The following is a 25,956-nucleotide window of genomic DNA, read 5'->3' on the forward strand; positions in this document are numbered from 1 at the left end:
TCAACAGACCCTAACTGATTAAGTAATTACATGAGGTCTACTCACCATAGCAACTTGCCGAGTGGGCCGAAGGAACAAGCAATGAAAAGAGCATTTATTTTAGTACTAGACTCATTCGGTATCGGCGCAACTGCGGATGCAAAAGATTTTGGTGATGTAGGGTCAGACACACTTGGTCATATCGCGGATCAGTGTGAAAAAGGGTTAGCTGATAACGATCAGCGTCAAGGCGCACTTCGTCTTCCAAACCTATCTAAACTTGGTTTGGCAATGGCGCACAAAGAATCAACAGGTCGCTTTGCCCCTGGTCTAGACGCAGATGCAGAAATCATCGGTGCCTACGGTCACGCTGCTGAGCTGTCTTCTGGTAAAGACACTCCGTCTGGTCATTGGGAAATTGCTGGTGTGCCGGTTCTATTTGATTGGGGTTACTTTAGTGACAAAACCAACAGCTTTCCTGAAGCGTTGACGAATCGCATTCTTGAGCGTGCTGGCTTAGATGGCTACTTAGGTAACTGCCATGCTTCTGGTACTCAAGTACTGGATGATTTGGGTGAAGAGCACATGAAGACGGGTTTGCCAATCTTCTACACATCTGCTGACTCTGTATTCCAAATCGCATGTCACGAAGAGACATTCGGCCTGGATCGTCTGTTAGATCTCTGCCAAATCGCTCGTGAAGAGCTGGAAGATTACAACATTGGTCGTGTTATCGCCCGTCCATTTATTGGCGCGGGTAAAGGTCAATTTGAGCGTACTGGTAACCGCCGTGACCTATCTGTAGAGCCACCATCAGCAACGGTTCTACAAAAGCTGGTAGATGAGAAGCAAGGCAATGTGGTTTCTATCGGTAAGATTGCCGATATCTACGCAAACTGCGGTATCACTAAGAAAGTGAAAGCAACAGGTATCCCAGCACTGTTTGAAGCGACACTAGAGCAGATCAAAGAAGCTGGAGATAACACCATCGTATTCACTAACTTTGTTGATTTCGATTCAGCTTATGGCCACCGTCGTGATGTGGCGGGTTACGCTGCCGCGCTTGAGTACTTTGATGGTCGCATCAACGAAGTGCTAGAGCTAATGGATGAAGACGACGTGCTTATCTTAACTGCAGACCACGGTTGTGATCCAACATGGCCGGGCACTGATCATACTCGTGAACACATCCCAGTTTTGGTTTATGGCAACAAGGTACCGGCTGGCTCTCTGGGCCTACGTGATACGTTTGCTGATATTGGCCAGACACTGGCGAGCCACTTTGGTACATCACCAATGGATTACGGTAAAAACTTCCTATAATTATTAGGTAACTGAAAACTAGGAGCATTTGGCTCCTAGTTTTATCTTTGCAGTATGAAAATACTGCTTGTCAGAAACGAGAAGACTCTGGCTGACAGCGCGTTAGACGCGAAGGCTAGAGACAAGAAAGCTTAAGGAAAAGAAACATGGCAACTCCTCACATCAATGCTGAAATGGGTGCATTCGCAGACGTAGTTTTAATGCCTGGAGATCCGCTACGAGCAAAATACATCGCAGAAACTTTCCTTGAAGACGTGGTTCAAGTGTGTGACGTTCGTAATATGTTCGGCTACACAGGCACATATAAAGGCCGCAAGATCTCTGTGATGGGTCACGGTATGGGGATCCCATCCTGTTCGATCTACGCGACTGAACTTATCAAAGACTTCGGTGTGAAAAAGATCATCCGTGTCGGCAGTTGTGGTGCGGTGAACGAAGACATAAAAGTACGTGATGTTGTGATCGGTATGGGCGCGTGTACGGATTCAAAAGTAAACCGTATTCGCTTTAAAGGCCATGACTTCGCTGCTATTGCTGATTACAAAATGGTTCGTGCAGCAGAAGATGCAGCAAAAGCACGTGGCATTGATGTGAAAGTCGGTAACCTATTCTCAGCAGAGCTTTTCTACACGCCTGATCCAGACATGTTCGATGTAATGGACAAGTACGGTATTGTTGGTGTTGAAATGGAAGCGGCTGGTATTTACGGCGTAGCAGCAGAATACGGCGCTAAAGCCCTAACCATCTGTACGGTTTCTGACCACATTAAAACAGGTGAACAAACCACTTCAGATGAGCGTCAAACCACGTTCAACGACATGATGCTGATTGCACTGGATTCGGTATTACTTGGTGATAAAGAGTAAGCCCCAGTAATCGCAACTAAGCACCTAAAAAAACAGCCCGCACAATGCGGGCTGTTTTTATATTCAATTCTGATTACCGGTGAGTTACTTGGTTAGCAGTAGGTTTTCCGCCTTCTTTCTGCGAATGGGTTGCTTGCGTAAAATCATAATGAACAGCATGCCACAGACAAAGCTCATCAGAACCATCATGTACATGTAGCGATCACTCTTACGATAATGATGGTCAGAAATTGCGGTCACGCGACCTGTTTCGAACGTCACGCGAACAAAACCGACAACAGAACCGTCGGAAATAACAGGTTCAACCAGTTGTTGGCGACCAATGGAAGCGGTTGCCAATGGGGTATCCAAACCCAGTACTTCTCGTACCGATAACGCCTCTTCACTGGAAGCCAAACGCACACCTTGTGCATCATAAATGGTTGCATCAAACACCAGACGATCTTGTGCAAGCTGATTAGACAACTGCAGTAATCGCTCTTGGTCATTATTGACGATCATTTCACTGGCAGACAAAGATGCCTGTGAGATCAAAACCTTGGTGAGTGTCTCAAGCTGATGCGCTTGGATCTTCTCGTTGCCCTTACTGATTACCACACTGTTTTTTATGGTGATAAATAACATTACACACAGTAGTATTAGCGCCAGAATTCGTAGGGCATTCCTTACTGAGAACAAGGATTCACTCATGCTCTTTACTCATCCATTTAAAATAAAACAAAGACTTGCCTTTTTAGTTTGTTGAGGTAACGTTTTAGCAAAGTCACCAAGGATTATATACATGGACGCGTCAAAAAGCTTGCCTATAAGAAAACATACGACACTTTTAAAACGATTGCCCGAAACTCGCTTTGCTTCACAGTTGGACAGAGCCAAAGCAAACTGGATTGTTTTTTCAACTTACCTTTCGCCGCGTCATTTTGAAGACATTGATTTTTTTACTGGTTTTTACAATACAGTCCTAGAAACATGGAAAGTGGGACAGTACGAAGTTGCATTGATGTCAGGCGAGCTGACGCCTCAGCACGAAACCATTTTAAAAGGCCTTAATTTAGATTACGCATCGCTAAATGAAGTTCCTGACTTATCAACCACAGGGCTCATTGTGTTTGATATGGACTCGACAGCCATTCAAATTGAATGCATTGATGAGATTGCGAAGTTAGCGGGTGTTGGCGATGAAGTTGCTGAAGTTACTGAACGTGCGATGCAAGGAGAGCTGGACTTCGAACAGAGCCTTCGTCAACGTGTCGGCAAACTAAAAGGCGCGGATGAATCTATTCTAGAACAAGTACGTTCTCAGCTGCCATTCATGCAAGATTTTGAAGCTCTCATCGCGACGATGAAAGCGTTAGGCTGGAAAACAGCGATTGCTTCAGGTGGTTTCGATTACTTCTCTGATTACATCAAAGATAAAGTAGGCTTAGACTTTGCGCGCTCGAACAAACTCGAGATCATTAATGGAAAACTCACTGGTCAAGTGCTTGGTGACGTTGTAAATGCGCAAGTGAAATCCGATATCTTGGTTGAATTGGCGGATGAGTACGAAATCGAGCAGCATAATACGGTTGCGGTCGGTGACGGCGCGAACGATCTGGTGATGATGTCTGCTGCGGGGTTAGGTATCGCCTACCATGCGAAACCAAAAGTAGAAGCGCAGGCCCAATCTGCGGTTCGTTATTCTGGATTAGGTGGCGTGCTTTGTATACTGTCAGGGGCGCTGGTTAAACAGCAGAAAATTAGCTGGAAGTCTAAGCCGTAGGTTGTTAGAAGGCATAGGATATTGGAAAAATAAAGCTAACCTGGAACGATCCGAAAACACCGCTAAATAAGGCGGTGTTTTTTATTCGGTGAGCTCTAGCCTGACCAGTACTTCTTCGGTGATATCTTCAAACTCACTAAACCCGATAAGCGAGGTGAGCTCCTTTTCTAGTTTACTTGCCTGATGCACACTAAACTGGGTTAACTCACTTAAATCTCTTTGTAGTAGAGAAGTCATTGGTTCAAATATGCGAGTGGTAGAGAGGCGAAGTACATAGAAATCGCCCATCATGCGTGCTTTTTTTATAAACTGAATGCGTTGTTTTAGGCTACTAAAATCCTGATGCAGCTTAGACTCAATGGCTGTCACCTTGTCGCCAATTTTTGAGGCGCTGAGGTAAATGTCCTCGTGTTTCTCCTGCACGCCTTCGACACGCTTGATTAGGTCAGCGATAAGAGTACTCGTACGGCCTTTAAATATGTGCTCCAGCGAAAATTTATTGTCATGACCCAGCTGAGCAAAAATCTCAACATGTTTGGGCAATGGCAGGTTTACCCCGATAACGGGGGTTCTAAATGAGCCAGTTGCAGTCTTACTAATGAATATCGGTGAACTCAAGCTTCTGGAAAGCAGAACACTATGGAGTCTCTCCAATAATTCATGGCTTGGCAGTACATCTTTCTGTTGGACTAACGTGTTTTGATTATGCTCGATGACTTTATTGAGAAAAGCGATAACCTGACGAGCTTTGCTGTTTTGGCCAATAACTAATTGAACCCTGTGACCATCGGAGCTGACTCGTACGACTCGGTAGGGAACAGTGGATAGCGGCAGGTTGTTGTCGTAGAGCTGCAGTTCACGAAAATTAATCGTGACTTCTTGGCCTGCGTGTAATGTCGCAGGACGTTCTAGTTGAATCCCGAGCCCTCGTTTAGATATATCAACACTGTGTCCCGCGCTCGTTAATGGCTCGGCATTTAACGTTAAAGGCGTTTTAAATCGATAGCGAGGCTCTTTGCGTCGAGATTTCGCGTCAAAATAAATCCCTTTAGGGTTACCTATTATCCGTCGCGGGTGCCGAAACGCATTTAAGGTGTTTGACGGTAGACGAGGTTTTTCGGTTAATAGATAATCTTGCCCTGACGTTTCATCCGAGATCTCTTGCAAAATCCCCACGTGAGTGAGTAATTGCGATGTCTCTGCTAACTCTGATGAAAAAGAAGCGAGTTCCTCTTTTTCCTTCTCTGACAGCTCAAAGATGGAGACTCGAAATACGCGCCAGCTTTTTCTTTTTGCCCCTAAATGCCAGAATAGTTGGCGTTGCTCTCTGGTTGCTTCAGGTCTTAGCATCGAATAGAAATACGTTTTATTGTCGTGCTCGTGTGTAAATGAATAGAGAACGTTAGTCGTGCCTTTTACTCCCGGTGTAATCAGAGAAGTCATTCTTTGTTCATGGAACAGGGAGCCGAAGACTTGTTGATTACGTTCATCGTGCCAGTACTGCCATAGCTTTTGGTTATTCGGCGTTAGCATGGCGAGTTTTAGCTCACTGCCTTGAAAGAACAGGGGTAAATTGCTGGTGTGCTTTAACGCAAGATGCTCGTAGCCGCGAGTACGAGCCCGAATGATTTTGTCCTGATTGTCATGACGGGTGCGTTTTGCGTCACTGTTTAGCACTTCATCAATGACTCTGTCGATCACATTGGTTTCGGTGAGCCGAATGGTTCTCAGGTATCGAATCGCATCATTTTCGTAGCAGTCTTCGACAGCTAGGATCCGATAGGTCAGGGGCTTTTCAATTCCGGCTAATTGAGATTTACTCGCAAAATCAGTAAACGTCACCTGAATAATTTCGCCAAGGTTGTATTTAAATGCGCTGGGCACTTTGAATTTTGCACCAGAGCTGGATAGATCGATGCTCAAGCCATGGATGAGCTGGCCTTTGGAAAGGTGTATCTCGACTTGTGATTGGACTTTTAACCGTTTTTCCTGACGCTTTAAGTCATAACCTAATTGAATCGGGGTGGCCCAGAATGGGCTTTTAGCCTCTGTTACGGATGGATGATTGTCTTCGGCTGGGTGTTTGCCCATAACGCGAAAATTATTACGGGTACTAACTAGTGTTTCCCAGACGCCTTCGGTATAGCCGCCATATTTTCTGGTACTTTTGTGGTAAGCATTAAATGCCACATCATCTAACCAGTGTGGAATTCCATCGAATATATACTTTCTGCACTCCCCGTTAACACGGCCACGCAGATCGATGCTTTTTTTGCATGGTGCCATCAATCGGTTTAACTCGATCTTAACCAAAATTTTGGCCGAAGGCGGCGCCTCCTCGGTCAGCTGGCCAAGGACAAAATCAAAGTCTGCCGAACCATAGACTGGAATGAGCCGTTCCGCGAGCGAGAGAATTTCAGATTGCTGCATTATTTCTGTTAAAGTATGTCGTTATTTGAATTGTATCGGCTAAGCACAGGAAAGCTTGAGTATATCCATATCAGGTGTGAGTTGGCAGTGTTTGGACATATTTGTTGAAGAATTGAGGCATCATGGCAAAAGCAAAACGAGCATATGTTTGTAATGATTGCGGCGCAGACTTTCCGCGTTGGCAAGGGCAATGTAATGCGTGTGGGTCGTGGAACACGATAACTGAAGTGCGCATCGCTGCATCGCCAACGGTTGCTCGTAATGAGCGTTTGACCGGCTATGCTGGCTCTGCAACAGAGGCTCAGGTTCAAACGTTGTCAGAAATCGATTTGCAAGAAGTACCGCGTTTTACCAGTGGCTTTAAAGAGCTCGATCGCGTGCTCGGTGGCGGTGTGGTTCCCGGTGCGGCAATATTGATTGGTGGTAACCCCGGCGCAGGGAAGTCGACGCTGCTTTTGCAAACGATGTGTGTTCTATCAGGACAAATGCCGACTTTATATGTGACGGGTGAAGAGTCGCTGCAACAGGTAGCGATGCGAGCTTCTCGTCTCGGATTACCAAAAGAGCACCTGAAGATGTTATCTGAAACCAACGTGGACAAAATCTGCCAAGTTGCAGAAAAAGAGCAACCACGTATCATGGTGATCGACTCGATTCAGGTGATGCATGTTTCTGATGTTCAGTCATCTCCGGGGAGTGTCGCTCAGGTTCGTGAATCCGCGACGGCGCTAACGAGATATGCGAAACAAAACAATGTCGCGGTATTTATTGTCGGTCACGTAACAAAAGATGGTACGCTTGCTGGTCCGAAAGTTCTTGAGCACATCATTGACTGCTCAGTTTTGCTTGATGGTGGCACAGATAGCCGGTTCCGTACTTTGCGCAGCCACAAAAACCGTTTTGGTGCTGTGAACGAGCTTGGTGTATTTGCAATGACGGGGCAGGGGCTAAAAGAAGTCAGCAACCCGTCGGCGATTTTCCTTTCACGCGGTGAAGAAGAAACGTCTGGATCTTCGGTTATGGTGGTGTGGGAAGGGACTCGTCCTCTATTAGTAGAGATACAAGCCCTGGTCGATTACTCACAGCTCGCCAACCCACGTCGAGTCGCGGTGGGCTTGGAGCAAAACCGTCTGTCTTTACTATTAGCTGTGCTGCATAAGCATGGTGGATTGCAAATGGCAGACCAAGACGTATTTGTTAATGTCGTCGGTGGTGTAAAAGTGACCGAGACCAGCGCCGACCTCGCATTAGTGATGGCGTTGTTATCGAGCTTCCGCGATCGCGCCCTGCCAAAAGATGTGGTTATCTTTGGTGAGGTTGGTTTGGCTGGCGAAATCCGTCCTGTACCGAGCGGACAGGAGCGATTAAATGAGGCATTTAAGCACGGCTTTAAAAAAGCAATAGTTCCTGCCGCGAATATGCCCAAAGGCGGCATTCCGGGCATGCAAATTCATGGGGTTAAGAAGTTATCAGAAGCAATCGAAGCATTTGATGAGTTATAACGCGCTAAAATAAGCGTTGCAAAAATGTAAAATCCATTCTCAAAGTGAGCGATTAAAGCACATAAATCGTGAACCTTGGCTATCCTTTGAGGATGGAAAATTTACGTTAAAAATTTTTTTCGTCCATCTGCACGCAAGGGTATCAGTCTTGACAGATTGTGTTATACTCTGCGCGCAATTTATACCTTATAAACAGAGTAAGACAATGGCAGATTTATCAAAGTACAGAAACATTGGTATTTTCGCGCACGTTGATGCGGGTAAAACTACCACCACTGAGCGTATTCTAAAGCTTACTGGTAAAATCCACAGAACTGGTGAAGTACATGACGGTGAGTCTACAACTGACTTCATGGAACAGGAAGCTGAGCGTGGTATTACAATCCAATCAGCAGCGGTAACTTGTGAGTGGAATGGTCACCGCCTAAACGTTATCGATACTCCGGGACACGTTGACTTTACAGTAGAAGTATACCGTTCACTAAAAGTTCTTGATGGTGGTATCGGTGTATTCTGTGGTTCTGGTGGTGTTGAGCCTCAGTCAGAGACTAACTGGCGTTACGCTAACGAATCAGGTGTATCTCGTCTGATCTTCGTTAACAAACTGGACCGTATGGGTGCAGACTTCTACAACGTAGTTGATCAAGTAAAGAACGTTCTAGCGGCAAACCCACTAGTTATGGTTCTTCCAATCGGTCGTGAAGATGACTTCGTTGGTGTTGTTGATCTGCTATCTCGTAAAGCATACGTATGGGATGACACTGGTCTTCCAGAGAACTACGAAGTTCTAGACGTTCCTGCAGACATGGTTGACGACGTTGAAGCTTACCGTGAAGAGCTAATCGAAACGGCAGTTGAGCAAGACGACGACCTAATGGAAGCGTACATGGAAGGTGAAGAGCCTTCTATCGAAGATCTAAAACGTTGTATCCGTAAAGGTACTCGTGACCTAGCATTCTTCCCAACATTCTGTGGCTCTGCGTTCAAGAACAAGGGTGTTCAGCTAGTATTAGACGCTGTTGTAGATTACCTACCTTCTCCAACAGAAGTTGATCCTCAGCCTCTAACTGATAAAGAAACTGGTGAGCCAACTGGTGAAGTTGCTACAGTATCTGCAGAAGAGCCACTACGTGCACTAGCATTTAAGATCATGGATGACCGCTTCGGTGCGCTAACATTCATCCGTATCTACTCTGGTGTAATGAAGAAGGGTGACACAGTACTTAACGCTGCGACAGGTAAAACTGAGCGTATCGGCCGTATGTGTGAAATGCAAGCTGACGACCGTAACGAGATCACTGAAGCTCAAGCGGGCGACATCATCGCTGTTGTTGGTATGAAGAACGTTCAAACTGGTCACACTCTATGTGATCCTAAACACGAATGTACTCTAGAACCAATGATCTTCCCTGAGCCAGTAATCTCTATTGCTGTAACACCAAAAGACAAAGGTTCTACTGAGAAAATGGGTATCGCGATCGGTAAAATGGTTGCAGAAGATCCATCTTTCCAAGTTGAGACTGACGAAGATTCAGGCGAAACCATCCTTAAAGGTATGGGCGAACTTCACCTAGACATCAAAGTAGACATCCTTAAGCGTACTTACGGTGTTGAACTAGAAGTTGGTGCTCCTCAGGTTGCTTACCGTGAAACTATCACTCAAGCAATCGAAGACAGCTACACGCACAAGAAGCAGTCTGGTGGTTCTGGTCAGTTCGGTAAGATCGATTACCGTATCAAACCAGGTGAGCCAAACTCTGGCTTCACGTTCTCTTCAACAGTTGTTGGTGGTAACGTACCTAAAGAATTCTGGCCTGCAGTAGAGAAAGGCTTCGCGAGCATGATGAACGAAGGTGTTCTAGCTGGCTTCCCAACTCTAGACGTTGAAGTTGAACTATTCGACGGTGGCTTCCACGCAGTTGACTCTTCAGCAATCGCGTACGAAATCGCTGCGAAAGGCGCATTCCGTCAGTCTATGCCTAAAGCGGGTGCACAGCTTCTTGAGCCTATCATGCACGTTGACGTATTCTCTCCAGAAGATAACGTTGGTGATGTAATCGGTGACCTTAACCGTCGTCGTGGTATGATCAAAGACCAACAAGCAGGTGCTACTGGTGTTCGTATTAAAGCAGACGTTCCTCTATCAGAAATGTTTGGCTACATCGGTCACCTACGTACTATCACTTCTGGTCGTGGTCAGTTCTCTATGGAGTTCGCACACTACGCACCTTGTCCAGCAAACGTTGCTGAGCAAGTAATCGCAGAAGTTAAAGAGCGTAACGCTAAGTAAGTCTAAGCGAACGTTATGACTTCAAAGCCCCGCCTAGTGCGGGGCTTTTTATTATCACAAATCTTCTTCCCACAAAATCAGCTGATCTTTAGGCCAGTCGTGGCCAAGCTCATGATATTTTTGTTCCAGTACATGGCGCTTAATTTTCAGAGTTGGGGTGAGGATGCCATTATCGATAGTCCAAGGATCTTTGATCATCAACACACCTTTGATTTGCTCATGAGATGCCAGCTCTTGATTCATTCGTTCAATGACTTTACGCGTGGAGCGTTCATAGCGTTCTTTGTCGAAATGAGGAAAATCATGCGGAACAACCAACAATATTGGGCCAGGTAAACCAAGGCCAATTAGACACATCATTTCTATACGGCTGTATTCAAATAATTTCTTTTCAATCGGAACGGGAGAAACGAATTTCCCTTTTGCGGTTTTAAAGGTGTCCTTTTTGCGGCCCTGAATGGTAAGGTAACCATCCGAATCAATGGCTCCAATGTCTCCAGTATGCAGCCATCCCTCGGAATCAAAAGACTCCTGAGTGGCGATATCATTTTTGTAATAACCGGAAAAAAGCCCGTGACTGCGCACCATGATTTCACTGTCATCAGCAATTTTCAGTTCTATGCCAGGGCCAGCGTTGCCGACGGTACCAATTTTATCGGCTCTAAACGGATAATTAATGGTGCTGTACGCAAAAGACTCTGTCATTCCCCATGCTTCGGTAATATTTAGCCCGACGCTGTGGTACCACTTTAATAGTGCCGGTGAAACGGGAGCGGAACCACAACCTAATACGCGCGCCTGATCCAAACCCAGCCCAACGGCGAGCTTCTTCTTAATCAATGAGTTCGCAAATGGAATCTTAAGAAGAATATTCAAAGACTTTTGCGGTAACTTATCCTGAATACGCTGTTGGAATAACGTCCATAACCTTGGTACAGAGATGAACAGAGTTGGTCGGTGCATCTTGACGTCTTCAATAAAAGTATCAAGTGACTCTGGAAATGCGGTAGGGACACCTCCCATAATGGAAGAACCGAATATATATACTCGTTCAGTAATGTGAGCGAGCGGTAAGTAGGAGAACAAGCGGTCGTTCGGTTGTATGCCAATATGATTGATCAGCTGTTGCACAGACCAACTGAAGGCACCGTAGGTTAACATTGCACCTTTTGGTAAGCCTGAAGTGCCGGATGTATACACCAATGACATAAGCTTATCGTCGTAATGTTGTGGACGCTCTACACTTGGCACTTCATTTGCAACCAGTTCCGTATACTGATATTGACACATAGGCGCAGTGTTATATGGTAGCGCGATACTGATCAGGTCGCTCATTTCATTAATCACTTGCTGTGTAGCCTTGGCGTCATCCAACTTTCCGCCGATAATCGCCTTACTCTCACTATGCGTGAGACAGTATTCGATAGTGTCTGCTCCAGCTGTTGGAAAGATAGGCACACTTACGTAATCCCCTAACATCATAGCCAGATCACAGATAAACCATTCAGCACAGTTTTTGGAGATTAACGCGACTTTATCGCCAGGATTAACACCAAGTTTTCGTAATGCGCTCACCAGCTTTAGAGCTTGATCGGCGACTTCAGCGTAAGTGAACTCAACAAATTCCCGATTAATAATTTGTTTTAAGTAAACCTCATTTGGACGCTCCTTTGCCCACTTTAGAATCATTTCATTTGGCGGAGGGAGAGCGCAACCAGCGGAGGTGTTGGTTACATTCGGCTGATGCATCATAAGTGACTCCATGTCTTCTCGTTTTTTATAGTTGTTAATATATTGTTAACTTTAGCATGTTGATTAACAATAAGAGAAAGCATTTGAGTAAATGTGTGGGTAGGTTGGCGTAAAAAGCCAGAATAGAAGTTTGATTCTAATCGCTTAACGATTTTATCTGTGTCATTCCAGCGAGCTCTAGCGAGACTAGGAATCAAATAGCAGCGCTCTGAGCAGTTAATTAAATAATTTCGGCCTTAAAGTGCTTCGGAAATTAGATCCTGAATCACACACCTTCGTCGTTGTTCAGCATGACTAGAGGCTTAAACATGCCGTTAGCTGCTAAACGAACGGCATTTCGAATAGAAGTTTTGATTATTTAGAACTGTTGCCGGTAGCTGGCGGGAGAGAACCCGGTCTTCTTCTTGAAAATACGAGAAAAATAAGAGACATCGTGGTACCCGCATTGATAAGCGATGTAGGCGATTTTCGTTGAGTTATCTTCAGTGAGCATCTTCTTGGCTAATGAAATGCGCTTCGCGGTAACATAATCACGAAAGCACATCCCAACCTTGCGACGAAACACTTTCGAAAAATAGGTGGTGGAGTAGTGGCAAAGTGCTGCAGCATCTTCTTCGCGCAATTCTCTATGAACATTGTTCGTGATGTAGTCGACTACGTCGGAAAAATTGGCTTTACCATTCCTAGAGTGAGCTTTGCGGGTTAATAACGCAGACCCTTCAAGGTTATGATTAAAAAAGTATTTGAGTTGAATTTGTGATAGCCAGTGTGACAGGTAGTTATCATTTAAGGCGTAATACTCAGCAGTGATATGTTGTGGTGGTAATTGCTCATCGTGCTTATTTGTGTGCACAACAATAAGTTTTTTGTCCAAATTCTCACACAGTGTGATAACACTCTTTAAAGACTCGTTTGGCCTTTCAGATGCATAGTAAAAAAAATAATTGAGTTCCCTATTACTAATTACTGAAATATCATTACTGTAATCAATTAATTCAAAGTATTGCGCAAACACCCAGCGAAATTGCTCAGGTAAAGATACAAAGGGCTCCCCAATCCAGCACGCTTTAACAAACCTATTCATATAAAATCCATTTAACTCATACTTAGACAACATTTGAACATGGATTAATCAGTCTAATCTCAATCCTTGAGTATTAAGATCAATCCTTTCGTTTAATGATTTTCGGCTCAAATCATTTTTTAGTTTTATTTGTCAGTTGATTATGAGTGAAATTTATACAATCGATTGTGATGTCCGTCCCAAAGTTCATAGCCATTAATCTCATATTTAATACAGCATGCGGCTAAATACACTTATAGCAAAAAAGTACCAATGAATGGCAAGAATATCCTAACGTTCTAACACTTTTCTAACCTAAATTGACATCGAAGCAGCCAATTCTCGGATGTTTCATCAGGGGTTAAATTAATATCAACATTAAAGATCTCTAAAACGGATCTTTAGGGGGCATTTAAAATGGATAAATTTACACAAGTACTTAAAGACTTTTGGAATGATGAAGAAGGCTTGACGCTTCTTGAATATATTCTTGGTGCAGCATTGATTGTGGCAGCGTTTTTAGTAGGTGGTACATCTTTTTGGACAACGCTCAAATCCAAGTTTGATTCTGTTTCAAGTGAAATTAATACTATAGGTGATTAAACTTTTAGGACTAGAATAACTTGTTGATTGAGTTAGCCATCTGGTCGCTGCTTATAGCAATTGGCGTGTCAGACGTGCGAGATAATAAGATATCCAATAAAGCAGTATTGCTACTTATGGTTATCGTCACTGCAAGCGTGATGTTTAACTCTGCCTCTGATGGGTTAGAACATTTGTATGGTGGATTTGTTACGTTTGCGGTGTGTTTTATCTTGTATCTTTTTAAGGTAATGGCCGGGGGAGACGTCAAGTTGCTGGCAGTTCTTGGGGGGTGGTTGGGACCAGAAAATATGTGGCAGGCAGTACCGATTATTATTATCGCCGGAGGTATTTTAGGTCTATTTTATCTTGCTCAATACATTGCTGCATCCAGTGTTTCTTTGTTTGAGCTCGTAAAGGCTTATGGTCTACAAAAAGTCACCCCTGGTTGGAAAAGTAAACAACCACTAGTGATCCCATTTGCTCCGGCAATCGTGATTGGCTTGGCTTACTATTTCTATATTCATTAAATTATACGTTTCAAGCCGTTAGGTTCGAGTTGCCGTGTTTTATTCGGTTTGGCAGGGAGTTGCCACCCATATCCGTGCCAGACATCAGGAGGGCACAAGCCCATGTCAGTGATACCTAAATCCAGTTTAGTGCCACAAATTTCTCCGCCACCGACACCGACTTCAGAGGAAGATTTAGGTATTCCGGCAGCGGTCGTTGAGCACCTGCTGCTCAAGCATCTTTCTGCTTATCCTAAATCCAATTTGGTTGAGCTGTCTAACCGGTTGTGCGTGGTGTCGACTATTGTTGAAACCTCTTTAGCACATCTGCGTGCCCGTAGTTGGGTCGAAGTGTATCAGCCGTTAAACGCCACAAGTTCTTATTCTAATATTCGCTATGGTTTAACTGAATTAGGTATGGCAGAAGCGGAGTTAGCCTTTCGTCGCGAGGCGTACATTGGACCAGTCCCTGTCTCTTTGGATCAGTACTGGGACATTGTTGAACGACAAAACTTACGTAATCAGCCGATTGCCCGTGCGGATGTCGAAAGAGCACTGGATGATGTTTATGGTGCGGAGCGTTTAATTCCAGTTCTTGGACCAGCCATTAACTCCGGTCGGGCGTTATTGCTGTATGGGCATGCCGGGACTGGTAAAACGTATGTTGCGGCCCGGGTACTTAATGCCTTAAACACGTCGGTATTTATTCCTCATGCCATCTATGCAGACGGCAATATTATCAAATTGTTTTCTCAGTACCACCACAAAAAGGTCGATAACTCCGATAGTCAGTCGTTTGTTAAACTGGGCGATCATTACGATAAACGCTGGGTATTGTGTGAAAGACCCAATATTCAGGTCGGCGGTGAGTTGACCATGGATATGCTGGAAGTTAACCACACCGAGCATAATCGCGTATGGAATGCGCCACTGCAGATGATGGCTAATAACGGCATCTTAGTGATTGATGATCTAGGCCGTCAGTCGATGCCGGTGGCGGCAGTGCTCAATCGCTGGATTGTGCCGATGGAATATTTTATCGATCACCTTGGTTTACCAAACGGACAACAGATATCGGTGCCGTTTTTGCTTACACTGGCTTTTTCATCCAACCTGCCACCGAGTTCGATTGCCGATCCGGCATTTTTACGCCGACTTGGCTACAAGATTGAATTTAATCCTCTAGAGTTAGAAGAGTACTGCCAACTATGGATGGAATTGGCTAATACCTATCAGTTGACGTTGCAAGACGGTTTTTTTGATCGATTAAAGCAACTGCATGATGAGACGGGGACTGGGTACTTCCCGTGTTTACCAAAAGATATGTTAGGGATTAGCCGGGATATTTTGAAATTTGAGGAAATAGGGGATCACGTGTCGAGCGATATTCTGACGCGTGCTTGGGGGCTCTATTTTACCGTTGATGAATAAGAATGAGGGGATGTCATGAGCAGGACACAAATTGTCATGCTGCTATTGCTATCAATCGCGTTTGGTTTGGGGGCGGTGATGATTGCAAAGCAGTGGTTAGATAGTCAGACGCAGCCCACAGTGAAGCTCGAAGAAGTTGAGCGACACCCGGTACTGGTCGCGGCAATGGAAATCGAACCAGGCGTTATTATAGAAGAGAAACACCTCAAAACGAGACTGATGGAAGTGGATTGGATAGAAGAATCAACGCTAACAGAACCATCTCAGGCGATCGGTAAAGTGGTTGCTAACTCGATATATGAGGGAGAGCTAGTCAATCCCAACCGTATTGCAGTATTAGGTGAAGGGGTGACACTCGCCGCCATGATTCCTGAGGATAAACGCGCACTGACCATTCGAGTCAACGATGTCATTGGCGTGGCAGGTTTTCTACTCCCGGGTAATAAAGTTGATGTTCTCAATACGAAAGGTAACGGAACCAGCACGGTATTGAAAAATATCAAAGTGCTGGCGGTGGACCAAACGGCAAGAACGAACGATAACAAGCCAGTGATTGTCCGGGCGGTGACCTTGGAAGTTTCACCAAAAGAAGCCGAAAAGCTGTTAACAGAAAACAGCCGTGGGCAGATACAACTGGCATTAAGGAATCCACTGACTGTAGATAAAGCGCCGCCGAAAAGAACTTACACACCTCGTCCAAGTGTGACCGTAATTAAAGGTTCTCAAACTTCCAATGTACGCGTGAGCAATTAGGTGAATTATGAAAAGAACAATACTAATTTTAAGCCACTTAATCATGTTACTCACCAGCGTAACGGTTTATGCGGCTGCACAGTCTGGGCGAGTGGTGAGTGTACCTCACCACCAGTCCACCCAATTAATGATTTCGGGTAGTGCCAAAAAAGTAACCTTAGGTGACCCAACCGTTCTGGATATCCTAGTGTTGAGGTCTAACGAGTTGTACTTGATTGGTAAAAAGCTCGGTACCACCAATGTTTCGGTCTGGGATCGCAGTGGTCGAATTATTGAATCATTTAATGTTGAAGTGACCCATGACCTTAACACCCTAAAATCTAAGCTTTATCAGTTTTTGCCAGACGAAAACATAGAGGTTCACAGCACGCAAGACAAAATCGTATTAAGGGGCCTGGTAAGCAGTCAACAAAATATGGATGTGGCAGTTAAAGTCGCGGAAACCTTTGCGGCTGGTAAGCCAGCGGACGAGAGCGATGACGAGGAAGAAAACGACAGTTCCGTTATCAATTTGTTGTCTATTGGTGGTGCACAGCAAGTAACGCTTGAGGTGACTGTTGCCGAAGTACAACGTTCACTCGTGCGTACCTTCGATTCTAATTTTCACTTTTTCCAAAAGAGCGGAGACATTACCTGGGGTGCAACCACGATAGGCAGTGCGATTGATGATATTGGACCAATATTGAGTGGTAATGCGGGGGTCAACGAATTTGGCTTTCTAGGGTCTTTTCTCGACAGCAATACGCTATTTACCTTTGCCCTTGACATTGCGAAGCAAAATGGGGTGGCAAAGGTACTGGCTGAACCTAGCTTAACGGCACTGAGTGGTACCCAAGCGGAATTCGTTGCGGGTGGTGAATTCCCAATTCCAGTACCTAATGAAGATGGTATCACCATCGATTACAAAGAATACGGCGTAACTTTGGACTTTATCCCCTATATCCTTAGTGATAAAAAAATCAATTTAAAACTGAATGTCAGTGTGAGTGAACTGGCGACTTCTGGGGTTGTGACTTATAGCGTTGGTGCAACCAACGCAGCGTATTATATCCCACCGCTAACCAAGCGCAGTGCAGGGAGCACCCTAGAGTTAGCAGATGGGCAAACGATAGGTATTGCCGGGCTGCTGAGTGAAAATGCGCGTAATGTTGATGAAGGTTTACCAGGTGTAGCAGATTTACCAGTATTAGGACGCCTGTTTAAGAGTGAGCAATTTACGTCTGGTGAGACTGAGTTAGTGATTTTGGTTACCCCTCGCTTAGCCAAGCCTGTAGACAGACGTCGGTTTACTTTACCAACTGATGGATTTGTTAGCCCAAATGACGTGGAGTTCTATCTGCTTGGCAAAGGAGCCAGCTTGGACTTTGACAAATATGATTTAGGTACTGGTTCGCAAACAAATCTTCAGGAGCAGCCTGAGTACCAATTCACAACAGGTGAGGGTGGAACCGATGGACAATTTGGTCACAGCTTATAAGGGGGAAGCAAGATGAAAAAACGAATAGGACTAACTGCTTGTTTTGTCGCGCTTACCTTAACCGGTTGCGCCAATGAGCCTGAGTTGGGGGTTGCTTTGAATCAACTTCAGGCTGAACAGACACTGAACCCCAACGCATGGTATGAGAACATAGATTACCTGCCAGAAGGCAGCGGTGATCGTACGCAAACCAGTCTGGAAGTCTACAACAATAATGGTGAGAACAAAGATTAAGTGATGCTATCACTTAGGAGGCAGTCATGAGACGCATAAACCCACTAGCAATGAGGCGTTCTCAGCAAGGGATCACTTTGGTGTTGATTAGCCTAATTATGCTGATATTAATCGGTATGGGCGCCTTCGCGATGGACTTAAACCACCAGGTCCTCAATAAAGCGCGTTTGCAAAATGCGGTCGATTCAGCTGCTTTAGCTGCGGCGGTAGTAGCTGATGACACAGCCGATGTTGATTCAGCTAGAACAGCCGCTATACAAGCTTTAAATAGTTTCGCTAAATCCTCTGGCAACCAAGAGCTTGTTTACACGGAAGATAATAACATTTCAGTTACTTTCTCTAAAACCAAACTACCAGGTAGTTTTGTCAACGCCGCCGGATTTAGCTTCGATCCAGGTGACGATAGTGATATTTATGTTCGGGTGGCCGTTAGCGATGTTTCTCTAACACAATATCTAAGTTATATATTTGGTGTTGGCAAGAGTGTGTCAGCCAGTGCGGTTGCCGGGCCTAGTGCGGCGATTATTAACGCGTGTAACATAACACCAATGGCGGTTTGCGGCGATCCAGTCAAGGGAGCGGGAAAAGTTTGGGGATATAATCCAACAGGATATGACCCAGAGGTAACTAAAGATCCTTCTACCATTCATGCATTAAAAGTAGGAAACACCAATCAAACTGCCATGGGACCGGGAAACTTCCAATTAATAGACTTTGGACAGGATGCTCCGGGAGGAGGTGCTGATTTAGTTAAAGATGCTCTTGCCGGAAAATACAATGCTTGCGCAACTATTGGAAAAACAGTAGAAACCAAGCCTGGTGGTAGTGTAGGTCCAGTAGCACAAGGATTAAACCCCCGACTAAATGTTTACAAAGGTTCGATTAAAAATGATGGCACTGTGCTCCCTGATATTTATGTAAAACAAGCCAATATCAGTAAAGATGCTGTTGGCAAAATTAGTGGTAGTGATTTCTATTACAAGGACTATAACGACTGTAAAACAGGTAGTTGCGGAGTCGATACCGATTATCCTAGTAATGGAACGGTTGACAGAAGAATATTAAGAGTTCCAATTGTTGATTGTACCGATTCAGGAGGGAAAACTACCTTTGATGTTCTCGGGTTTGGGTGTTTTTTCTTAATGAAGGAAGTTGCTGATAATAGCGGTGCTGCTTCAGATGACAGTGTTTATGGACAGTTCTTATATGATTGCCCAATAAAAAATGGGTCAACCGGAGTGGAACCTTCCGATTCGGGTTTCTATCGAATCCAATTGTATAAAGACCCAGAAGCTGGAGCATCTTGATATGAAATTTGCTATCCCACACTCTCTGATTGGAACAGGTAAAAACCACCAAACAGGTCTAGCTGCACTGGAATTCATTATTTGTCTGCCTGTATTGCTTATGCTGGCAGTACTGCTGATCGATGTGAGTCGGGCGTTTATTCAGTACACCGAAATTAATAAAGCACTGCAAAATGGAGCTCGATACGCAGTAGTAGATACTTACGGTACGCTTGATTTTAGTAGTATCGCAGATCCAGAGAAAATTCAGAATATGGTGGTCTACGGTAGTCCGACAGCAACTGGCAATCCAATTTTGCGTTACATTGATCCGGGAAAGGTAGATGTCGTTGAGAAAATTACCGATGATGGAATAAAAGAGGTTGAAATATCAGTTAGTTACACCTATGAACCAATTTTTAGTAGCCTTCCGTTTACTGACAGTTCACTTGCTTTCGAAATTGGTGCATCAAGCAAAATGAGGACTTCGCCATGACAAAGTGGATATTAAAAAAGAGAGGAGTCACTCAGATTGAGTTTTTACTTATAGCTTTAGCTGTGCTTTTAGTAATTTTCTCAATTATTGAGTTTGCGTTGTATTTCTATTCGATACAGATGGCTAATGAAGTCACCCGCAGAGCCGCTCGTTTAGCCACTGTTTGTTATATCGCTGATAGGGATGATATTCCCGAACTACCTGCAGTAAAAGGGTTATACCCGCCGGGTTTCTCTTCTAGCGATTTGAAAATAAGTTACCTCACAGCGGAGGAAGATGATGATGGGAATATCAAAATAGAAGCACTAACTGACGCCGAGGTGGCTGAATTTTCGTCAGCGTCACCTACGATCGATCTTAATGAGGTATTTTCTCATATTCGTTTTGTTAAAGCCGAAGCTGATTATGAATTCAAATTTTTTGTTTTAGCGGCTTTAATCAAAGCTGTTGGTGTCAGCCCTAGATTTCAGACCATTTTACCTGCCGAGAGTTTAGGCGTATTAAGGCCCGAGGCTGGGCTCGGTAAACATGAAGATTGTTAAGGGAATAGTTTATGTTGAAGCCAGTAGAATTAAATAAAGAAATAAAAACAAGCAGCATCCATTCCCTGAAAACCAATATTAATATTTGGGTGATTTATGATACGGCTGAGTTTAAAAGTACCATGGAAGCCGAATTGTCCAAGTGCGTTAACATTAATATCGAATGGTTGGATTTAAGCAAAATTGCGGTTACTGCCTTAGGTGATAGACGTGTACCGGATGTGATTTATATCGAGGCGGGAAGTAGTTGGGCACAAAAGATATCGCATATCTATTCCAATGAAGGCAACTTGCAGCGCAATCAGACTGCATTGGTGGTATTTGGCGATGAGCATGACACCACATCATTGAAATTAGCACTAAAGTTAGGCGCCTCTGACTATCTACATCGCGAAGTTGGCTTTTACGAGTTGTTACCACTTTTAGAAGATATGGCAAACGAAAAGGCTTCGAGCAGCGAGATAGGTGAATTGTCTCTGTTTATTAATACTAAGGGTGGCTCCGGAGCAACAACCGTGGCACTGAATACGGCGATTGCTTTATCTGAGTATTCAAAAGGTAAAGTTCTGTTGATCGACTTGGGCATGCAGTTTAGTGATGCGGCGGATTATCTTAATAGTAAGCCCAAATACAGTATTAATGATGTAATTGATGCGATGAATGACCTTGATGACTTGTCACTAGATGGCTTGGTTTACAAACATGCCTCCGGAGTGAACTATTTATGCTTTAGCGCTGACAACATCAAAGATAACTATGATCGAGCGACAAAGGTGAGTGCCTTGATTCCGTTGTTACGCCAATACTATAAACATATTATTGTTGATATGTCGCATGGGGTTGAGCACGTTTTTCAACATATTGTTGCTCCCGCCTCCTATATTTATCTGGTGATGCAGCAAAACGTGACCTCAATTAAACATGCGGCCAATTATTTGAAATCTTTGCAGCTTGACTACGGTTTAACCAGTGGACAGGTTAGGATGGTGATTAATCGTTATGAAAAGAAAACATCGATAACGATTAAAGACATCGAACAAGCGTTCCCAAACCAAGACCTGCTTTTAGTTCCGAATAACTATTCGATGGCAATGGAGTGTTCCAACCTGGGCAAGCCGATTGTGCAATCGAAGAAAAATAGTGCGATTAAGTCGTCTCTGATTGATATATCACATCAGTTAGAAGAGCCAGCGGATAAACAATCGCAAAGTTGGTTAGGTAAATTATTTTCTTAGCAGGGAGTCGCTATGTTTTTTAAAAGGAAAAATGTCGGCAGTAATTTTTCAGATGCTGAACTGCGGAATACGAAATCTGACACTCATACAGAACCTGTTTCCAAGCCGAAGCATAGCAGTAGTGTCGCTCACTCGTCAGCGATTGAAGAAAAGATCCGTAAGATGGAAGCGGAACGCAAGCAGTTAGAGCACGACCAGACGATCAAACACTACTATCACAGCAAGTTACTGGATACCTTAGATTTGGGGTTGCTTTCACATCTGCAGGAAGACAGAGCGAAAGAAGAGTTACGTGAAGCCGTTGTTCACCTGATCGCAGAAGACCAAACTCATCCGTTGAGCTCGGAAGCGCGAAACCGCATGATTCGACAGATTGAAGATGAGATCTTTGGCTTAGGGCCGCTTGAGCCTTTGCTCGCAGATTCCACTGTTTCCGATATTCTGGTCAACGGCCCGAAAAGTATTTTTGTTGAACGGTTCGGTAAACTGGAAAAAACACCCCACACATTTTTAGATGACCGCCATCTGCGTAGTATTATTGACCGAATCGTTAGCCAAGTCGGCCGACGGATTGACGAGTCTTCTCCTATGGTGGATGCTCGACTTAAAGACGGTTCGCGTTTTAATGCAATAATCCCTCCTTTGGCCATTGATGGTGCATCTGTGTCTATCCGTCGTTTCGCTGTCGAACGGCTTAATATGGACAACTTGCTACAACTCAACTCTCTTTCGGAAGAGATGGCGAAGTTTCTTAATGCGGCAGTTGTTGGTGAGTTGAATATTCTTATTTCCGGTGGTACTGGTTCAGGTAAAACCACTACACTGAATATTTTATCCGGGTTTATTCCTTCCGATCAACGCATTGTCACTATCGAAGATTCGGCAGAGTTACAACTTCAGCAGCCTCATGTTGTCAGACTAGAAACTAGACCTGCCAATATCGAGGGCAAGGGCGAAATTTCTCAGCGCGAGTTAGTTAAGAACTCTCTACGTATGAGGCCTGACCGAATCGTCGTTGGTGAGGTGCGGGGCAGTGAAGCGGTCGATATGCTATCTGCAATGAATACGGGCCATGATGGCTCTCTGGCAACTATACATGCGAATACACCACGAGACGCTTTAAGTCGTGTGGAAAATATGTTCTCAATGGCGGGCTGGAACGTATCGACGAAAAACCTCCGCTCGCAAATTGCGTCAGCGATCAATCTGGTTGTACAGATGGACAGGCAGGAAGACGGTAAACGTCGCATGGTCAGCATTCAAGAGATCAACGGCATGGAAGGGGAAGTGATCACCATGTCAGAGATATTTAAGTTTCAAAGGCAAGGCGTGGATGAAGAGGGCAATGTGCTTGGTGATTACATCGCGACAGGTATCGTACCGGATTGTCATGATCAACTCATCAAACGAGGCCTGGACGTTCCATTTGAAATATTCAATGAGAAAGTTCGCTAGGAGGTAATATGGGCGGTCAATTACCACTGTTTTTGCTTTTATTATTCTTATCAGTATTTTTTATCAGCCAGGCACTGATAATGCCTTCGGCTGGGAAAAAGGTAAAACATCGACACTTAATACAGCGCATCAAAGAGAGCCATAAGAACATTGACCAAGAGAGTATTTCTCTATTAAAAGAAAACTCGCTTAAAAACTTGTCGGGAATAGAACGATTTTTAGTGCGATTTTCTCTGTTTGAAGTGTTTAAAAAGAAACTTGAACTGGCTGGTATTGATACGACTTTTGGCAAGTTCTTATTTCTATCTTTTATTTCAGGCGTTATTGCAGGTCTAGTGCTTATCTTGTTTAACCAGCCTTGGTATATGGGGGCAGGAGCTGCGGTAGCGATATGGCTTATTGAATATTTTATGATCCAAAAGCGAATTGGCGACCGGTTGATGAAGTTTGAAGAGCAACTTCCAGAAGCGTTGGATATTATTAAGCGTGTACTGCAGGCAGGGCAACCAATTAACCAGGCATTTGGAGAGGTAGGTTCAGAAATGCCAGCGCCGATTGGCCCTGAATTTAAAAATACTTTCAGTTTGCTCAATTATGGTTACGATATGCGTTTAGCGATTATGCAGTTAGTTGAAAGAGTGCCTACCGTATCGATGACGGCGTTTTCAAGTGCGGTTATGCTGCAAAAAGAAACCGGTGGTAACTTAATCGAAAATATCGAGAAGTTATCAATAGTATTAAGAGGTAGATTCAAGCTTGCTAGGAAAATAAAAACGGTTTCTGCGGAGTCTAGAATGTCGGCTTGGGTACTCGTTTTAGCCCCTTTTGTCATGTATATCATTATAGCTATATTTAATCCGGATTATATTGCCATATTACATAACAACCCTATAGGTATCAAAATGATTATAGGTGGAATGGTTTCTTTATTTCTTGGCTCAATGTGGATTCGAAAAATCGTGAGTTTTGAGGTGTAGCTATGGATGTGATAAATGATTTCATTTCTAACGTTAATATCAGCCAGGAAATGTTATTTATTCTGTTTGTTCTAGTAACAACAGTGCTTCTTGTAATGACGATTGGATATGTAGTTATAGGCGTAAAATCTCCAGTAAAGCAGAAACTATCCGAGCTCTCAACTGGTGAAAAATCAAATGCCATATCGCGTAATGTAAAAGTGATGAATACGCTGGAAACGTTGGCTCCTTTATCTTCATCTGCTAGTGAAAAAGAGCAGCAGACGACAAGAATGATATTGATGCATGCTGGCTTTCACCAAAATAACGCTCTATCCCTTTTTTATTCAATTAAGTCACTTACAACAATAATCGGTGTAATAATTTCCGTCGGGTTATATGTATTATTACCACAATCTAATAAACTTTATACGTTTATGATTATATGTGTGTTTGTAGGTTTATTTTTGCCTGATTATTTTTTAAAAAAGCTAGCTAAAAAGCGTCAGGAACGAATTCGTTTAGGTGTGGCTGATATGCTTGACCTACTCGTTGTTTGTACCGAATCAGGATTAGGTTTTAATGCCTCTTTACGTCGGGTTGCAGACGAAATGGTGATATCTCACCCAGACTTGGCTGATGAGCTAGATACTGTCTGCTTGAAGATACAAGCAGGTAAGTCAATGCCAGATAGCCTAAAAGAAATGATAATGAGAACCGGGCTAGAGGAGTTTATGGGACTGGCTAGTATGCTAAGTCACGCGTCGCGAATGGGCGGCAGTCTAGTCGATTCATTACGAGAATACACAGAAGATTATAGAGATAAGAGGCAACAGGCTGCTGAAGAAATCGCAGCAAAAATTCCAGTAAAAATGATGTTTCCGATGGTGTTATTTATCTGGCCGTGCTTTTTTATTGTTGCTATCGGGCCATCAATAATTACTCTTATTGAAGCATTCTCGCAATAATAATTTTATAAGAACATAGAAAGGGAATATTATGTGGAAAGTTTATACACTTACTTTTTGTGCGCTATTGATTTCAGGATGTGCAAACAATGAAACAAAGCAAGCCGCTTTCGATAAGAGTTTATACTCAGGAAAGCCTGTTGAGGCTTTGACCAATGACGAACCGCCAGTTAACGAAGAAGAAGCAATTTCCCGGGGTGACTCTGCATTAACAAGCAATAACACCGACCTTGCCTTGTATGAATATATCCGCTCTCTTACCTTTGAAGATGGTGTTCATAAAGATAAGACGTTATATACCATTGGTCGAATTCATGAGACTCGTGGAGATTTTGAATTAGCCGACAAGGCTTATCGTGCTTCGCTTGCAGAAAATCCTAACCATATAGGGTCGTTAGAAGAGCTTGGAAAGCTCAACACAAAGCAAGGGCGTAAGGATGTTGGGCTCAGTTATTATTTGCGAGCACTAAACGCGGACCAATTGCGCCTTGGTGCGCAGGGAGATGTAACAGTCAACAACATATCTAGCGAGAGTATCCTATCCCTGAGGTATGATGAAAAATCACCTGTCAATGCGTATGTAGGTCTAGGTGTTCTTTATGATATTAATAATAAACACGATATAGCTCAAGCATTCTTACGTAAGGCATTAGATATTAAGCCTTATAATGAAAGTGCGCTAGTTAGTCTTGGTTACTCTTATTATATGGTGAGTGATTACGCCAAAGCCTCTTATTTTACTAATGCTGCTTTGAACTTAAATAATAGTAATGAAAAAGCGATTAATAATTTGGGTCTAATAGCTATCGGTCAAGGAGAGCCTCGCAAAGCGTTAGGCATTTTTGGCCAGCATATGTCGACAGCTGAAGCATTAAATAGCGTTGGCTACTTCCTCATTCTAAGGGGAGAACCCGGAGAAGCGATTCCTTATCTTCAGGAAGCGATTGATCAAAGTCCATCTTACTATGCAAAAGCGAATGATAATTTGGAGCGTGCACTTGCAATGGTCAGAGCTGATAGAGATACGTCTAAAGCATTCTTACAGTAGCAACAATCATTGCGAAT

Annotated in this window: 23 protein-coding genes; 19 read left to right on the forward strand and 4 right to left on the reverse strand. The window is 43.9% G+C overall.

The features are described from left to right. The first annotated feature begins 81 nt into the window (after positions 1-81). Positions 82-1,302, forward strand: coding sequence for a phosphopentomutase (deoB, locus tag RXX31_RS08595; protein ID WP_317588747.1), 1,221 nt, complete (start codon positions 82-84; stop codon positions 1,300-1,302). Positions 1,303-1,448: 146 nt separating this feature from the next. Continuing rightward, positions 1,449-2,168 (forward strand): purine-nucleoside phosphorylase, encoded by a 720-nt coding sequence (gene deoD / locus RXX31_RS08600; RefSeq protein WP_317588748.1) that lies wholly within the window; start codon positions 1,449-1,451, stop codon positions 2,166-2,168. An 84-nt stretch (positions 2,169-2,252) separates the two neighbouring features. Here the strand turns inward: deoD and RXX31_RS08605 are convergent, their stop codons facing one another. After that, complete coding sequence (locus RXX31_RS08605; protein ID WP_317588749.1) at positions 2,253-2,858, reverse strand: YtjB family periplasmic protein; 606 nt, start codon at positions 2,856-2,858, stop codon at positions 2,253-2,255. Between the two features lie 91 nt (positions 2,859-2,949). Here RXX31_RS08605 and serB point away from each other — a divergent pair, with 91 nt between their 5' ends. Beyond that, positions 2,950-3,930 carry a phosphoserine phosphatase gene (serB, locus tag RXX31_RS08610; RefSeq protein ID WP_317588750.1) on the forward strand — a complete coding sequence of 327 codons (981 nt, stop codon included), beginning with the start codon at positions 2,950-2,952 and terminating at the stop codon, positions 3,928-3,930. 81 nt (positions 3,931-4,011) lie between these two features. On the opposite strand, the gene RXX31_RS08615 is transcribed toward serB, so the two are convergent. Next, a complete protein-coding gene (locus RXX31_RS08615; RefSeq protein WP_317588751.1) occupies positions 4,012-6,360 on the reverse strand; it encodes a PilZ domain-containing protein in 2,349 nt (782 codons plus the stop codon). 122 nt (positions 6,361-6,482) lie between these two features. On the opposite strand from RXX31_RS08615, the gene radA reads away from it, so the two are divergent. Both radA and fusA read left to right on the forward strand, forming a co-directional pair. Beyond that, entirely contained in the window at positions 6,483-7,862 is a 1,380-nt protein-coding gene (gene radA / locus RXX31_RS08620) for a DNA repair protein RadA (RefSeq protein WP_317588752.1), read from the forward strand. A gap of 205 nt (positions 7,863-8,067) precedes the next feature. Then, positions 8,068-10,152, forward strand: a complete 2,085-nt coding sequence (gene fusA / locus RXX31_RS08625) for an elongation factor G (RefSeq protein WP_317588753.1) — start codon at positions 8,068-8,070, stop codon at positions 10,150-10,152. Between the two features lie 54 nt (positions 10,153-10,206). Here fusA and RXX31_RS08630 read toward each other — a convergent pair whose 3' ends face one another. After that, positions 10,207-11,901, reverse strand: a complete 1,695-nt coding sequence (locus RXX31_RS08630) for an AMP-binding protein (protein ID WP_317589333.1) — start codon at positions 11,899-11,901, stop codon at positions 10,207-10,209. A gap of 361 nt (positions 11,902-12,262) precedes the next feature. Then, entirely contained in the window at positions 12,263-12,988 is a 726-nt protein-coding gene (locus RXX31_RS08635; protein ID WP_317588754.1) for an AraC family transcriptional regulator, read from the reverse strand. 396 nt (positions 12,989-13,384) lie between these two features. On the opposite strand from RXX31_RS08635, the gene RXX31_RS08640 reads away from it, so the two are divergent. The 14 genes from RXX31_RS08640 to RXX31_RS08705 all read left to right on the forward strand — a co-directional run bounded on the left by RXX31_RS08640 (position 13,385) and on the right by RXX31_RS08705 (position 25,939). Beyond that, positions 13,385-13,570, forward strand: coding sequence for a hypothetical protein (locus tag RXX31_RS08640; RefSeq protein WP_317588756.1), 186 nt, complete (start codon positions 13,385-13,387; stop codon positions 13,568-13,570). A gap of 20 nt (positions 13,571-13,590) precedes the next feature. Beyond that, a complete protein-coding gene (locus RXX31_RS08645) occupies positions 13,591-14,079 on the forward strand; it encodes a prepilin peptidase (RefSeq protein ID WP_317588758.1) in 489 nt (162 codons plus the stop codon). 102 nt (positions 14,080-14,181) lie between these two features. Continuing rightward, positions 14,182-15,489, forward strand: a complete 1,308-nt coding sequence (locus tag RXX31_RS08650) for an AAA family ATPase (protein ID WP_317588760.1) — start codon at positions 14,182-14,184, stop codon at positions 15,487-15,489. 15 nt (positions 15,490-15,504) lie between these two features. Continuing rightward, the gene (cpaB, locus tag RXX31_RS08655) at positions 15,505-16,242 is read left to right on the forward strand and encodes a Flp pilus assembly protein CpaB (RefSeq protein WP_317588761.1); all 738 of its coding nucleotides are present in this window, start codon (positions 15,505-15,507) and stop codon (positions 16,240-16,242) included. Between the two features lie 7 nt (positions 16,243-16,249). Then, positions 16,250-17,719 (forward strand): type II and III secretion system protein family protein, encoded by a 1,470-nt coding sequence (locus tag RXX31_RS08660; RefSeq protein ID WP_317588762.1) that lies wholly within the window; start codon positions 16,250-16,252, stop codon positions 17,717-17,719. Positions 17,720-17,731: 12 nt separating this feature from the next. Beyond that, a complete protein-coding gene (locus RXX31_RS08665) occupies positions 17,732-17,953 on the forward strand; it encodes a hypothetical protein (protein WP_317588763.1) in 222 nt (73 codons plus the stop codon). Positions 17,954-17,979: 26 nt separating this feature from the next. Further along, positions 17,980-19,260 carry a pilus assembly protein TadG-related protein gene (locus tag RXX31_RS08670; RefSeq protein ID WP_317588764.1) on the forward strand — a complete coding sequence of 427 codons (1,281 nt, stop codon included), beginning with the start codon at positions 17,980-17,982 and terminating at the stop codon, positions 19,258-19,260. Position 19,261: 1 nt separating this feature from the next. Further along, positions 19,262-19,735 carry a pilus assembly protein gene (locus tag RXX31_RS08675; RefSeq protein ID WP_317588765.1) on the forward strand — a complete coding sequence of 158 codons (474 nt, stop codon included), beginning with the start codon at positions 19,262-19,264 and terminating at the stop codon, positions 19,733-19,735. Then, positions 19,732-20,277 carry a TadE/TadG family type IV pilus assembly protein gene (locus tag RXX31_RS08680; protein WP_317588766.1) on the forward strand — a complete coding sequence of 182 codons (546 nt, stop codon included), beginning with the start codon at positions 19,732-19,734 and terminating at the stop codon, positions 20,275-20,277. The genes RXX31_RS08675 and RXX31_RS08680 overlap by 4 nt, the downstream gene beginning before the upstream one ends. Positions 20,278-20,288: 11 nt before the next feature. Continuing rightward, complete coding sequence (locus RXX31_RS08685; RefSeq protein WP_317588767.1) at positions 20,289-21,512, forward strand: AAA family ATPase; 1,224 nt, start codon at positions 20,289-20,291, stop codon at positions 21,510-21,512. 12 nt (positions 21,513-21,524) lie between these two features. Beyond that, positions 21,525-22,967, forward strand: a complete 1,443-nt coding sequence (locus RXX31_RS08690; RefSeq protein ID WP_317588768.1) for a CpaF family protein — start codon at positions 21,525-21,527, stop codon at positions 22,965-22,967. 8 nt (positions 22,968-22,975) lie between these two features. Next, positions 22,976-23,944 (forward strand): type II secretion system F family protein, encoded by a 969-nt coding sequence (locus RXX31_RS08695; protein ID WP_317588769.1) that lies wholly within the window; start codon positions 22,976-22,978, stop codon positions 23,942-23,944. A gap of 2 nt (positions 23,945-23,946) precedes the next feature. Beyond that, the gene (locus RXX31_RS08700) at positions 23,947-24,891 is read left to right on the forward strand and encodes a type II secretion system F family protein (protein WP_317588770.1); all 945 of its coding nucleotides are present in this window, start codon (positions 23,947-23,949) and stop codon (positions 24,889-24,891) included. Between the two features lie 31 nt (positions 24,892-24,922). After that, entirely contained in the window at positions 24,923-25,939 is a 1,017-nt protein-coding gene (locus RXX31_RS08705) for a tetratricopeptide repeat protein (protein ID WP_317588771.1), read from the forward strand. Positions 25,940-25,956 lie beyond the last annotated feature (17 nt).

Source organism: Vibrio sp. EA2, assembly GCF_033042495.1.
Classification (GTDB): domain Bacteria; phylum Pseudomonadota; class Gammaproteobacteria; order Enterobacterales; family Vibrionaceae; genus Vibrio.

Coding starts and splice junctions, on each gene's coding strand:
- RXX31_RS08635 (WP_317588754.1), bottom strand. CDS start 12,988: ATGAATAGGTTTGTTAAAGCGTGCTGGATTGGGGAGCCCTTTGTATCT.
- RXX31_RS08705 (WP_317588771.1), top strand. CDS start 24,923: ATGTGGAAAGTTTATACACTTACTTTTTGTGCGCTATTGATTTCAGGA.
- RXX31_RS08640 (WP_317588756.1), top strand. CDS start 13,385: ATGGATAAATTTACACAAGTACTTAAAGACTTTTGGAATGATGAAGAA.
- cpaB (WP_317588761.1), top strand. CDS start 15,505: ATGAGCAGGACACAAATTGTCATGCTGCTATTGCTATCAATCGCGTTT.
- RXX31_RS08685 (WP_317588767.1), top strand. CDS start 20,289: ATGTTGAAGCCAGTAGAATTAAATAAAGAAATAAAAACAAGCAGCATC.
- radA (WP_317588752.1), top strand. CDS start 6,483: ATGGCAAAAGCAAAACGAGCATATGTTTGTAATGATTGCGGCGCAGAC.
- RXX31_RS08700 (WP_317588770.1), top strand. CDS start 23,947: ATGGATGTGATAAATGATTTCATTTCTAACGTTAATATCAGCCAGGAA.
- RXX31_RS08660 (WP_317588762.1), top strand. CDS start 16,250: ATGAAAAGAACAATACTAATTTTAAGCCACTTAATCATGTTACTCACC.
- RXX31_RS08650 (WP_317588760.1), top strand. CDS start 14,182: ATGTCAGTGATACCTAAATCCAGTTTAGTGCCACAAATTTCTCCGCCA.
- RXX31_RS08670 (WP_317588764.1), top strand. CDS start 17,980: ATGAGACGCATAAACCCACTAGCAATGAGGCGTTCTCAGCAAGGGATC.
- RXX31_RS08695 (WP_317588769.1), top strand. CDS start 22,976: ATGGGCGGTCAATTACCACTGTTTTTGCTTTTATTATTCTTATCAGTA.
- serB (WP_317588750.1), top strand. CDS start 2,950: ATGGACGCGTCAAAAAGCTTGCCTATAAGAAAACATACGACACTTTTA.
- deoD (WP_317588748.1), top strand. CDS start 1,449: ATGGCAACTCCTCACATCAATGCTGAAATGGGTGCATTCGCAGACGTA.
- RXX31_RS08690 (WP_317588768.1), top strand. CDS start 21,525: ATGTTTTTTAAAAGGAAAAATGTCGGCAGTAATTTTTCAGATGCTGAA.
- RXX31_RS08605 (WP_317588749.1), bottom strand. CDS start 2,858: ATGAGTGAATCCTTGTTCTCAGTAAGGAATGCCCTACGAATTCTGGCG.
- RXX31_RS08675 (WP_317588765.1), top strand. CDS start 19,262: ATGAAATTTGCTATCCCACACTCTCTGATTGGAACAGGTAAAAACCAC.
- RXX31_RS08680 (WP_317588766.1), top strand. CDS start 19,732: ATGACAAAGTGGATATTAAAAAAGAGAGGAGTCACTCAGATTGAGTTT.
- fusA (WP_317588753.1), top strand. CDS start 8,068: ATGGCAGATTTATCAAAGTACAGAAACATTGGTATTTTCGCGCACGTT.
- deoB (WP_317588747.1), top strand. CDS start 82: ATGAAAAGAGCATTTATTTTAGTACTAGACTCATTCGGTATCGGCGCA.
- RXX31_RS08615 (WP_317588751.1), bottom strand. CDS start 6,360: ATGCAGCAATCTGAAATTCTCTCGCTCGCGGAACGGCTCATTCCAGTC.
- RXX31_RS08665 (WP_317588763.1), top strand. CDS start 17,732: ATGAAAAAACGAATAGGACTAACTGCTTGTTTTGTCGCGCTTACCTTA.
- RXX31_RS08630 (WP_317589333.1), bottom strand. CDS start 11,901: ATGCATCAGCCGAATGTAACCAACACCTCCGCTGGTTGCGCTCTCCCT.